The sequence below is a fragment of the Pelagicoccus sp. SDUM812002 genome, assembly GCF_031127835.1.
Classification (GTDB): domain Bacteria; phylum Verrucomicrobiota; class Verrucomicrobiia; order Opitutales; family Opitutaceae; genus Pelagicoccus.
In genome coordinates this window covers 243452-255735 of record NZ_JARXHX010000002.1, presented here as the reverse complement: position 1 = coordinate 255735, position 12284 = coordinate 243452, and the positions used below count along the sequence as shown (strand labels likewise).

The 12284-nt window shown below is 52.8% G+C and carries 11 protein-coding genes; 6 read left to right on the top strand and 5 right to left on the bottom strand.

Translation table 11 applies throughout. The features are described 5' to 3' along the window. Positions 1–25: 25 nt before the first annotated feature. The 5 genes from ahcY to QEH53_RS04695 all read right to left on the bottom strand — a co-directional run bounded on the left by ahcY (position 26) and on the right by QEH53_RS04695 (position 8203). Positions 26–1468, bottom strand: a complete 1443-nt coding sequence (ahcY, locus tag QEH53_RS04715) for an adenosylhomocysteinase (RefSeq protein ID WP_309021984.1) — start codon at positions 1466–1468, stop codon at positions 26–28. Positions 1469–1487: 19 nt separating this feature from the next. Further along, entirely contained in the window at positions 1488–2666 is a 1179-nt protein-coding gene (gene metK, locus QEH53_RS04710; RefSeq protein WP_309021983.1) for a methionine adenosyltransferase, read from the bottom strand. Positions 2667–2830: 164 nt separating this feature from the next. Continuing rightward, positions 2831–3319, bottom strand: coding sequence for a hypothetical protein (locus tag QEH53_RS04705; protein ID WP_309021982.1), 489 nt, complete (start codon positions 3317–3319; stop codon positions 2831–2833). Positions 3320–3427: 108 nt separating this feature from the next. Beyond that, positions 3428–5287: a hypothetical protein gene (locus QEH53_RS04700; RefSeq protein WP_309021981.1), complete on the bottom strand. Its 1860-nt coding sequence runs from the start codon at positions 5285–5287 to the stop codon at positions 3428–3430. A 42-nt stretch (positions 5288–5329) separates the two neighbouring features. After that, a complete protein-coding gene (locus QEH53_RS04695; RefSeq protein WP_309021980.1) occupies positions 5330–8203 on the bottom strand; it encodes a TonB-dependent receptor in 2874 nt (957 codons plus the stop codon). Positions 8204–8490: 287 nt separating this feature from the next. Between QEH53_RS04695 and QEH53_RS04690 the strand changes: the two genes are divergently transcribed. The 6 genes from QEH53_RS04690 (at position 8491) to QEH53_RS04665 (ending at position 12244) form a co-directional block, all read left to right on the top strand. Next, positions 8491–8916 (top strand): GNAT family acetyltransferase, encoded by a 426-nt coding sequence (locus tag QEH53_RS04690; RefSeq protein WP_309021979.1) that lies wholly within the window; start codon positions 8491–8493, stop codon positions 8914–8916. 9 nt (positions 8917–8925) lie between these two features. Next, complete coding sequence (locus tag QEH53_RS04685; RefSeq protein WP_309021978.1) at positions 8926–9342, top strand: GNAT family N-acetyltransferase; 417 nt, start codon at positions 8926–8928, stop codon at positions 9340–9342. A gap of 459 nt (positions 9343–9801) precedes the next feature. Then, entirely contained in the window at positions 9802–10143 is a 342-nt protein-coding gene (locus QEH53_RS04680; protein ID WP_309021977.1) for a cupin domain-containing protein, read from the top strand. Positions 10144–10220: 77 nt separating this feature from the next. After that, positions 10221–10646, top strand: coding sequence for a BLUF domain-containing protein (locus tag QEH53_RS04675; RefSeq protein ID WP_309021976.1), 426 nt, complete (start codon positions 10221–10223; stop codon positions 10644–10646). 83 nt (positions 10647–10729) lie between these two features. Beyond that, positions 10730–11266 (top strand): bifunctional pyr operon transcriptional regulator/uracil phosphoribosyltransferase PyrR, encoded by a 537-nt coding sequence (gene pyrR / locus QEH53_RS04670; protein ID WP_309021975.1) that lies wholly within the window; start codon positions 10730–10732, stop codon positions 11264–11266. 39 nt (positions 11267–11305) lie between these two features. After that, positions 11306–12244, top strand: coding sequence for an aspartate carbamoyltransferase catalytic subunit (locus QEH53_RS04665; protein ID WP_309021974.1), 939 nt, complete (start codon positions 11306–11308; stop codon positions 12242–12244). Positions 12245–12284: the final 40 nt, after the last annotated feature.

Genomic DNA, 12284 nt, shown 5'->3' with positions numbered 1-12284 from the left:
TCGTAAGTTCGCAAACGAGTACCGCCTAGTAGCGGTAGTGGCTCGGCTTGTACGGCCCGGACTGATCTACGCCGATGTAGTCTGCCTGGTCCTTGGAGAGCGTCGTCAGCTTGACGCCGATTTTCTCCAGGTGAAGGCGCGCAACTTCTTCGTCGAGTTCCTGAGCAAGGCGGTAAACGCCTACCTTGTACTCGTCCTTCTTCTTCCAAAGGTCGATCTGGGCGAGCGTCTGGTTCGCAAAGGAGTTCGACATGACGAAGGATGGATGGCCGGTGGCGCAACCCAGGTTGACGAGACGTCCTTCCGCGAGAAGGAAAATCGCGTTGCCATCTGGGAAGGTGTACTGGTCAACCTGCGGCTTGATGTTCAGATGCTGGACACCCGGGAACTTAACCAGCTTGTCTACTTGGATTTCGTTGTCGAAGTGACCGATGTTACAGACAATCGCTTGGTCCTTCATCGCCTTCATATGGTCGATGGTGATGATGTCCTTGTTACCCGTAGTGGTCACATAGATGTCCGCGCGGCCGAGGGTATCCTCTACTGTAGTCACTTCGAATCCTTCCATTGCTGCCTGCAAAGCGCAGATCGGGTCGATTTCCGTCACGATGACGCGCGCGCCCATGCCGACGAGCGCTTGAGCGCAGCCTTTGCCCACATCGCCATATCCACAAACTACTGCAACCTTGCCGCCGGTCATGACGTCAGTTGCGCGCTTGATTCCGTCGATAAGGGATTCGCGGCATCCGTAGAGGTTGTCGAACTTGGACTTGGTAACGGAATCGTTGACGTTGATCGCAGGGATCAGCAATTCGCCAGCCTTCTCCATGTGGTAGAGGCGGTGCACGCCTGTAGTCGTCTCTTCGGAAACGCCCTTCCACTCCTTGACCGCATTGTGCCAACGGCTGGAATCTTCAGCATGTACCCGCTTCAAGAGATTCTTGATGACTTGCTCCTCATCGGATCCAGAAGCCGTATTGACCCAATCACTACCATTTTCGAGCTCGTAGCCCTTGTGAATTAGCATGGTCGCGTCGCCACCGTCGTCGACGATGAGCTGCGGACCGAGGCCACCTGGGAAACGAAGCGCCTGGTCCGTGCACCACCAGTATTCTTCGAGCGTCTCGCCCTTCCAGGCAAAAACCGGAACACCCGTTGCAGCGATGGCCGCAGCAGCATGGTCCTGCGTTGAAAAGATATTACACGATACCCAACGTACGTCCGCGCCGAGTTCGACGAGGGTTTCGATGAGAACCGCGGTTTGAATCGTCATGTGCAACGAACCCATGATGCGAACACCTGCCAGCGGCTTTTCCGCGGCGTACTTAGCGCGAACGCCCATCAGACCGGGCATTTCCGCTTCAGCAATGGTGATTTCCTTGCGGCCGAATTCGGCTTGTTGCTGAAACTCCTCTGGAGTCTTGGCTGCTACCTTGTATGGAAGCGTTTCTGTAGTTGTTTCAATCATACTGTATTTCCTCCTCTGTTTATTGAAATTTCTTAACCGCCTTCTTAAGGGCTTCGACCTTGTTGGTCTCTTCCCAAGGAAGGCCGTCCTTGCCGAAGTGGCCGTAATTAGTGGTGCTGCGGTAGATCGGACGCAGTAAGTTGAGTTGCTTGACGATGTTGGCTGGCTTGAAGCTAAAGACTTCAGCTACAGCCTTCTCAATTGCTTCTTCAGGTACCGAGTTGGTTTCGAAAGTCTCAACCGTGATGCTTACTGGCTCCGGGTATCCGATCGCATAGGCGACTTGAAGCTCGGCGTGTGTGGCGAGGCCAGCCGCTACGATATTCTTGGCAACCCAACGGCACATGTACGCAGCGGAACGGTCAACCTTCGACGGATCCTTACCGGAAAACGCGCCTCCACCGTGGCGGCCCCAGCCTCCGTAAGTATCCACGATGATCTTACGCCCTGTAAGACCTGCATCGCCTTGCGGCCCTCCCAGTACGAAACGGCCTGTGGGGTTGATCAGATACTGAGTGTTTTTGGTAAGCAACTTCTTCGGGAGGCACTTCTTGATAACCTTGTTTATCATGAAATCCTTGATGGTATCCAACGAAACGTCGTCGGCGTGCTGCGTCGAAATGACAACCGCGGTGATTTCAGCGAGCTTCCCTTCTTCGTAGCGTACCGACACCTGAGACTTGCAGTCCGGGCGAAGCCACTTGGCTTGACGGCCGCCGTGACGGACACGGGCGATCTCGCGGCCGATGATGTGAGAGAACATAAGGGCCGCCGGCATGAGCTCCGGCGTCTCGTTACAGGCGTAGCCAAACATGATTCCTTGGTCGCCCGCTCCCTGCTCCGCCGTGTCCTTGCCCTTCGCCTTCTTGGCGTCGACACCCTGGGCAATGTCGGGGGACTGGCTGGTGAGATAGTTCGTGATAAATACGGTGTCCGCGTGGAAAACGTCGTCATCGTTCACGTAACCGATCTCGCGGATCGCCTGGCGAACGACGGCCTCGTAGTCGAACTTCGCCTTGGTGGTGATTTCGCCAGCTAGAGTGACCATGTTGCTCTTCACCAGCGTCTCGCAAGCGACCCGGCTGGTTGGGTCCTGCTCGAGGCAAGCGTCCAAGACGCTGTCAGAGATGTAGTCAGAAACTTTGTCAGGATGGCCCTCGGCCACAGACTCAGAGGAGAATACGAAGTTTTTTGGCATAATTTGCGAACGGTTTTATGGGTTTGCAGGAAACGGAACGAACGTCTCCCATCAACGTATGCGGATTTGTTGATATGAAACTTGATAAAAATCAAGAGTCGAGTTGCGAATGGAATGTGAAAGGGATTGCACCCCTCTGAGGCCGAATCCGTCGGAAGCTGATCTTATGAATCGCTCTGTCGCAGGAGAAGAGCATCTCTCCTCTTTCTTTCTCGTTCCCTGCGAAGCTCTTGGGAACGTTCGTAAGACATCATCATCGTCGCATCGAATGATATCTCCGCCTCGCTCTTCGGTCTCGATCGTACGGACTGAGCTATGTTGAGAGGACGCACTTTTGCCTCTTTCAGCTGGATTTCCTTCACACTACTGCCGTTCGAAACCGTAGCAGCAGCAGGAGGTGACAATTTAGCGGATACGATCTCGATACCCGATCTTTGCTGGCCAATCTCAATCCATCCGAGATGCCCGCTTTGCTTGTGAGATAAACTCACCCTGACCGTATCTCCGAACCGAATGACCCCTGTCAGGTCCAGCAGATCCAATTCGTTGGCCCGCACGCTGAACGTCGCCAACGCATGCACAACGAGGATCACGACCGCAAGGCGACCGTACTTTCGAAGGCGCACATCCGATAAACCGCTGTTGGCGTTCATACGTCGATCCTGAGTTCCTTGGTAAAACAAATAAAACCGGCCCCCCGCCAAGGAGGGCCAGTCCCCGTAATCACAAAGCCAAATGGCCTTGAAAAGGTTTTATTATTCTTAGTCGACGAAGGTGACTGCCATCACTGACTCGCCCGCGGTGCCGTCTGGATTCCAAACTTCAACGGAGTAGGCACCTGGGTTGAGCGTGAGAAGAGCAATCGCGCTGGTGGCGTCTCCAGTGAGGTCACCACGGTCGTACACGCGGTACATGGATTCGATCGCGTCCTTCTGGTCGGTTTCCGCCCAGTTGGTCCAGATCTTGTTGTCCATGATGTAGTCGCCGTCGCTGTAGCTGTAGATTCTGAAAGCCGTCGCAGATGCGGCGGTGGTAACGTTCACGTTCAGCAGTGCTTGGCCTTCAGCGTGAATCATAGCCAAGCGTGGGATGTCACCGGTTACGATGAGACCTAGGGCACGAACTTCGCCAACACCTACGTCGAGGTCAGTACGAACTGCAGTCGCGAAGATCTCTCCACTCTTTCGTTCGATGGACTCTGGGAGGTAGCCATCGATAGAGAGCTTGGTCCATCCGCTGAGCCAGTTTGTTTGCCCAAACGCGCCTTGATAGTCGACCTCCATGATCGATGGATGATCTGGGTAGGCGTATAGATCATTGGTAAAGGCGGGGCTGCTAGCTGCAGGACGTGGATCGAAGCCACCGTCATTGATACGGCTAATACCACGAAGCATCGGGTCTTCTACACGGTTGTTGCGTGAGGCGTCCGAGAAGATGACATCGCCTGCATCATTCAAAGAATTAACCCAATTCGAAGTGTCAGTCCCAGCGCCGAAATCGAACCATATGTTGTTCTGTAGGTCGATGCGAGGGAGGTTGTCCGCGAGCAATTCGGTAACGCCGTCAACTGCGTCGTCCTTAATGTCGATCACGTGATCCGTAGCGCCGAACGCTGTGAAGATCGAGTTGTAGAAGCGAACACCTGCGTCGTCGCTTATTTCGAAGAGGCCTTCGCTCACTCCGGAAGCTGAACCTGGGCCAACAATTGTGGCATTGTAAACGGTACCGAGACCGCGAAGCTCTGGAACGACCGTAGAGCCCACGAGACCATCCATTTCTGCGCCATGGTCTTGGCTACCTGCTGTCGCGTCAGATCCACCGAGGGAAACCCAAAACTGGCCGTAACCTTCCCAGCCGCTATCCCAATCAAAGCTGTCGTCCTTCGAGAACGCTGAAACGATGAAGCGTGGGTTTACGTTTCCGCCGAAAATTTCGATAGAGTCATCCGAATTCGAAAAGATTTCGACGAACTCGATAACTGTCTTGTCGGTTACACCTCCGAGCGTAAGACCATTCAGTTCGCTGTCGTCTTCCAAAGTTTGACCGCCATGGCGTATCGAAACATAGCGGAAGATACCTTGGCTGCTATCGTTGTTGGGACCACCGAATACAGTGAAGTCATTCGCTGTGATACCTTCGACGTGGTCGTCAATGTTCGGGTAGAGGTCACCCTCTTGCTCCTTGTCCGAGTTCAGGAGTCCATCACCTAGTATTACAACGCCACCCCAAGCACCTGTGTCGAGGTCATCGAGATCACTCTGATCATGAACGGAGGTGATTGGATCGTCGATCGTGGTAAAAACAATCGGGTTACTTGCAGTACCCATCGCGAAGATCTTAGATCCACGGGCTATGACCAATGCGGAAACGTTGACGGCTTGACCGTCTTCCGCCTTGATCAAGGTACCTGGCTCGATAGTCAAAGTGGCGTCATCGGACACGTAAACGATACCATCGAGAACGTAAGACATATCGTTGGTCCATACCGTATCCGTGGTGATGCGGTTTTCGGAAGCGATGCCACCTGTATACGTGACCACGTTTCCGGTAGTGGAAGTCACTGCGGCATGCATGCCTGCAGTAGTAGCGAGAGCAGCAAGGATGCTGAGCGTGCGTTTCATAGTTTTTCTTTGTTTTTTAGGATTATAAAAATTAGGGTTTTCCTAATGGAAATCATACGAAAAGCTGAGAGAAGCAGTGAGGCCTTTACCGTATTCTGAATACACAACCTCAGTTCCATCATGGGCTAGGAACTTTCGCTCGCTTTCATCGAGCAAGTTTTTGAAAGCCAGCTTCATCTTAACTCTTTCGCTCAACTTTTGGGAATAGATCAGATCCAAATCGCCTGATGGAGCCTCAAACGTGTCAGGTAGTGGACCCAAAGAGACTGAGTACATTCGCTCGCCGGTGTAGTTATAGGCCAGGGTTACCATCGATCCCTTCTCAAAGTGTTCGTATGCTATATCAGCATTGCCGACCCATTCGGCCTGGCCTTGAAGCGACCGGACAGGATCGACGTCTAACAGGCCACTAACGCTTTTCTGCCTGTACTCGAACTCTGAGCGTTTAACCTTGGAGTCAGTGTACGACAGATTGCCGCCTATCGTCACCGCTCTCGATTCGCCAGAGAGGAAGTTTATGCGTTTACGGACCTCAAGCTCTAAGCCTTTGAGCTCTGCAGTGTCCACGTTTACGTATGTGAGCTCTCCATCAATATAATTCTGCTCGATCGGGTTGTTGATGGTTTTAGCAAAAACGGATGCTGCAAAGAGGTTTCCATCTTTTCCGAACGTCTCCCAACGAATATCCAAATTATCAATATCAGACATCAAGAGCTCTGGGTTTCCAACAAAGGTCTCTCCACCAATATTGTTAAATGATCCGAATGGAGACAACTCACGGAAGTTTGGACGAGCCAACGTTTGGGTCGCAGCTAAACGCAGTTTGGAACTCGGGCTCAAATCGTAGACCACGTTCAGCGACGGAAGCCACGTGCTTTCCTCTATGAACCCGTCATCCTCGTTTTCTTCGTAGCGAAAATTCAAGCTTTGTACCTGAATGTCGGTATCCTCGTATCGAGCACCCAGGATGAAGCGCCACTTTTCCCGGACGCGCAGGTCACCCATGATATAAGCGCCTTTGATTGTCTGTTCACCGCTATAGACGGGTACCGCTCCCACTGTTTTTGAAATGTAACGCTGAACTTGGTCCGTTTCTGGATTTAGTCCGAGAACCGAATCGTCAAGAAACCCTAATATGTCCCCATCATAGCGATAGGTGGATGGAAATCCGCGGGAATTATCTTCATAGATGAAAGCCTCTTCATTGAACGTACGGTCAGTCACTGTTTCTTGCACACCAGATTTGATCTGGGACCCGTCTCGTCCTAGCGGTACAGCAACATCTATTTTATATTCCGCCGTCGCTTCTTCTAGATCGCGCCAGTATCGACGGGGAGCAGGAAAATTTCCGCGATATACAGGGAAACTCGATTCGGGGATTTCGTCATAGAACAACCTAAAGTCCGGTTCAGCTTGAGTGCTTTCCGAATCCGAAACGAACCAGTTAATAAAAGTACCACCGAGATTCTCAAACTTGTGCTCGCCGTACAACTGTCCGGACTGCATCGATCTCTCTGTGTAGCGAAGGTTCTGGACCCGAAACAGAGCCGAGCCACTTGCTTGGCGACTCCCCTCACGCGAAATTGCTTCATCATCGCCCGAGCGCGTGTACGAGGTGTTGATACCAATTTCGTGATAAGAATTCGGGCGAAATGCTATATTTAGCATAGTGCCCCACTCATTCGTTTCCGTGCCTTTTCTTTCTGCAAACTCAGCATCACTTACCAAGCCGCTCGGGTTAAGCTCCCAACGCCCAACCTGCCCATCTCCGTAATATGAAAAGGAGCGTTTGTTGGAAATGCTACCGACAACTCCAATGGTTGGAGCATCAGCCCCTTCTCCCAATGTATAGCGATTTCCATAAGAAACAGAAGCGCTGTGATTCAGTGGAGATTTCTCTTCCTGCCCCGTCATATAGGGCGAAAATGATCTAGTTATATCGCTTAGAAGCATCCGCTGCTCTTCATTCAAGCGCCGAGGTGATTCCGTAATTTCTTCAAGCCGCGAAGCTATGTCTGGAACGCCCCTGTAACCGCTGTCCCCCCCTTTCCAGTCATCGCTGGACCCATGGCCTAGGAAAACGTCCTCAAAAGTAGTCTTCTCATTCATGGACACACCGAGACTCAAGGTCATAAATGCCTCATCCGGAACTGACTTCGTCTTGATGTCTACATACCCACCAGTGAAGTTACCAGACTTGTCAGGAGTAAATGTCTTCACAGTTTCAATACTCTCTATCATCCCGGAGGGAAACTGATCCAACTGGACCGCTCTCTTATCAGGGTCCGCGCTCGGCACCGTAGCACCGTTCATTGTAGTACTGTTGTAGCGATCAGAAAGACCTCTCACTACAATGTACTTGCCGTCCGTGATCGAAACGCCCGTCACCTTACCCAAAGCGTCCGCCGCATCGCTGATACCGAACTGGCTAAATTTTTCAGCGCCGATAAAATCGCTCGCCGCCGGGGCTGCCTGACGCCGGGACTGCAGAGCGAGATCAGAGCCCACTAGAGATTCGGCTTTGACGACGAAGCTATCCAACTCGACGATTTCAGATTCGTCGCTGTAGAGAGGAATGTCTACGCGGGCCATGCTACCTGCAGATACCGCAAGATCCTCAATACGAGAGCTCTTATAGTAGGTGCCCGTCGCGATGAGAGTGTACTGCCCAGCAGGAAGGCCGGTTATCAGAAACCGACCGTTCATATCGGTCATCGCGGAAGATGACGAGTCGAGCACAGAGACTCTAACGCCGGACACGCCTCCACCGAATTCAGCATCCACCACGGATCCTGAAATTACACCATTCGCTTCTTGGGCAAGTGCAAGGTTGGAAAAAAGGGCCACCGCTATTGTTACCAATAACAGTTTGGCGAGGCCCCAATTGGACTTTGTATTACGGGAATTTAGAGACATTTTGATATGTGATTGAGGCCAAGAAAGACTCCCATGCATCCTTAAATCTCAATGGCAAAGAGGTCCCGTAACCATCTTGTCACCGGCGCGTAACACGTTCCGAACCTCCGTAACAAACCTGTTACATAAATGTTGATAACTCATGCTCGGTGGCGCGCGTTCGACACAAACTCTTGCATGCTAGATTCGGATTGGTCTCGCCGCGCTGGATTCCGCTTAACCTAGACGGCATTGCTGAGAATCTGATTGTTATTTAGGCCTGCGCTCGTAGTGAAAAGAGACATCCCATGAAGATCCGACCCTACCACATCGACGACCGAGACTCTCTCGTCCGCCTTTGGAACGACTGCGGGTTGACCGTCCCGCGCAACCATCCGGATCGCGATATAGAGCGAAAGCTACGAGTAAACCCAGAGTGGTTGGTGGTCGGCATTGAAGGAGGAACTCTGGTCGCCTCCGTCGTGATCGGTTACGAGGGGCATCGCGGATGGATCAACTACCTGGCGGTGGATCCTACCCAGCGAGGTAAAGGCTTCGCCGAACAACTGATGAGCTTCGCCGAAGAGAGCTTAAGTGAAGCCGGCTGTCCGAAAATCAATCTCCAAATCCGCTCCAGCAACAAGGGGGTGCGACTGTTTTACGAAAAGCTAGGCTACGCTATCGACCCAGTTATAAGCATGGGAAAACGCCTCGTTCCCGACTCTAGTTTGTAACCCAGAGAAATGGCCCCTACTCCAATTCACTACCGAACCGAAAAGCATCTCCCTGTCGGAGGGGTTCAAGCCCTTTACACCGCGAACCAATGGTCCTCTGCTGAAATTCCCGAAACCTTGATAGCGGCCCTCGCAGGCTCGCACAGCGTTATCAGCGCTTGGTGCGGCGATCGACTCATCGGCCTCGGAAACGCAATATCTGATGGGCATCTGGTCGTCTACTATCCCCACCTACTCGTTCATCCTGACTACCAAGGACAAGGGATCGGCAGCGAAATCATGAAGCGCTTGAAGTCTCGCTATGCCAACTTTCACATGCACATGCTCACCGCGGACGGCAAAGCTATCGAATTCTACGAGAAGTTGGGCTTCGTTCAGGCCGGAAATACGCAGCCCATGTGGATTTACGAAGGCACCGATCATTGAAACCCTTACTCACTTTGTCGTTTGTATTCAGTCATTAAATACTTTCAGAATCTCTAACGATTCGTGAAATTACGATACCATCCAACGGCAACAGTGGCTGTGCTCGCAAACAACCCGAGATAATTTTTTAGAAAACCCCGTCGCAAAAAACGACCCTCCTTATGAGAGAAAGCCTGTATCCAAAATTCAGAAAGAGAGCTATTTTTCATGTCTGATACGTGAGTGAATGCTTTGGCGAAGCCCCATATAAAATGCTCCATTAAATCCTTTTCCCACCTCTCGATAATCAGCTCCCCCTTCGCAATCGTGAAAATAGAAAACACCGACTAGATAAAGGAGTTCGGCTGGACATCTCCTTCCGGTAAGCTCGCAGGGGCGGGCAAACAGATTTCTGAGGCACTGGGGCGGGTCTCCGACTCCACCGATCTTGAAAAGCGACATCCCTTCGACGTGGAAATCTTGCGGGTTCCACTTGGGAGAATTCCGTATCCGTTTCACTCCCACAGCGCTCAATGGGAGTTTTATCATGTTATTTCAGGGACGGGAAAGGTACGTCATTTGGAAGGCTGGGAGTCAATCGGTAGCGGAGACGCGTTACTCTTCAAGCCCGGAGAACCGCACCAACTCATAAACGACGGCGACGAGGATCTCATCCTCACCGTGGTAGCTGATAACCCCTTAGGTGAATCCTGCCACTATCCAGACAGCGGTAAATGGCTCGTCCGGTCACCAAAGAGCCGGATTCTTCGCTCCGAGCCGCTCGACTACTACGACGGTGAGGACCTTCGCCCCGACGACTAATCGAATAGCTAATGATTACTAAATTTTTACTATGCACCGCTTGCTCTATGGTTCAACCTCTCCGTAGATAATGCACTATGTCACTTGTCCAAATTGCCTATGCTAGCTCAGCCAGCACCCCTTTCGCTAAAGAGGACCTGATAAGTTTACTGACTAAGAGTCGCATCAAAAATCAATCCGGCGGCATCACAGGACTTCTCCTCTACAAGTCAGGCAACTTCCTGCAAATCCTCGAAGGCGAAAGCCGAATCATCAAGGAGACGCTGGAACGAATCGAGGCCGACCCGAGACACCGAGGTTTCCTCACGATATTCAAACGAAACATCGAAGAACGCGAGTTTCCCGATTGGTCGATGGCCTTCCGTAACCTCAACGACCCGGAGACTGACAAGATCCCAGGCTTCAACGAGTTCCTGAACCTTAGCTTCGATCCCGAGGACCTGCAAACAGACAGCTCCCATGTAGAACGCCTTATCGGCACGTTCGCCAGCAACATCCGATAACCGGTCACGCAAATCTAGGCGGGCGAAACGCATTCTCGCATTTCCCTCTTTACCCCGTCGAGCCTCTCACTCTAAGTGGCAGCGTGCTCGTCAAAAAGACTATTGAATCAGCCGAGATATCCGCAGCCATAGAATCCATGGCCGACGCTATCGCAGCTGCCCACCCAAAGGCCGACAACCTCGTGCTCGCTGGCATAGCAAATGGAGGCATAATCCTCTGTAGCCTCCTCGAAAACGCACTCGCCAAACGCCTCGGCAGTTCCATCCCAAAGGCGGTTATCGACATATCCTTTCACCGAGACGACATCGGGCAGCACCCCATAACCAAGGAAGTCCAAGCCACCCACATGGCGACCGACCCCGAAGATTCCACCATCATCTTGGTCGACGATGTCCTATTTTCCGGCCGTACGGTGAGGGCTGCCATCGCAGAAGTCCTTACCATCGGCCGCCCCTACCAAGTCGAACTGGCCGTACTGGTCGACCGCGGTAACCGCCGCCTCCCTTTCGCCGCAAACTACGCCGGCCTCGTCGAGGAAACCACTCCCGAGCAAAAAGTCGAAGTCAGACTCGACCCCCACTCCACCGAAAAATACCGAATCGAAATCATCGAAGCTTAAGAGCCTCTAGCACTCCACACCACTCACTCATTCCCGCCTGTGTCCTGGAACCGCAAAGACCTAATCTCCATCGAAGAACTCTCCGTCGACGAGATCAATACCCTCTTCGAAACCGCTGACGCCTTTAAAAAAGTACTCGGCCGCAAGACGGCTAAGACTCCTGCCCTACGCGGCAAGAATGTGGTCAACCTCTTCTTCGAAAACTCCACACGAACCCGCGTCGCCTTCGAAATGGCTGCCAAGCGCCTCTCCGCTGACGTCACCTCGCTGGACATGAAAACCTCCAGCACCGCCAAAGGAGAAACCCTGCGGGACACCGTAGAAAACATCCGCGCCCTCGCCGCCGATATCATTATTATCCGCCACTCCGCCCCCGGCTCAGCGGGCTACATAGCCAAGATCCTGGATATCCCGGTCCTCAATGCAGGTGACGGCGCCCACGAGCACCCCACCCAAGCCCTGCTCGACTGCTTCACCCTTCGCGATAAATGGGGAGACCTGCGCGGCCGCAAGATCGCTATTCTCGGTGACATCCTCTACTCACGTGTGGCCCGATCCAACATCTGGGCCATGACTAAGCTCGGAGCCGAAGTCACTCTAGTGGGTCCATCCACCCTCGTCCCAAAAGAATTCGAACGCCTCGGCGTAAAAGTTTCCCACCATCTCAAGTCCGCTCTCGCCGACAAGGACGCTGTCATGCTCCTGCGAATACAGCACGAGCGCCAAAACGCCTCCGCCTTCCCCTCGCTCAACGAGTATACCAGCATGTTCGGGCTCAATGCAGACCGCTTCTCTTGGCTCAAAAAAGACGCCATTATCATGCACCCCGGCCCCATCAATCGCGGAGTCGAGATCGACTCCGACCTCGCCGACTCATCCCAGTCAGTAATCCTCGAACAAGTCACCAACGGCCTCGCCGTCCGCATGGCCGCCCTCTACCTCTGCAACGGAGGATCTGCCGAAGCCGCCATCGCCTAGTGACCCGCAAGCTCACTCCTTACTCTCCACCTCTCACGCT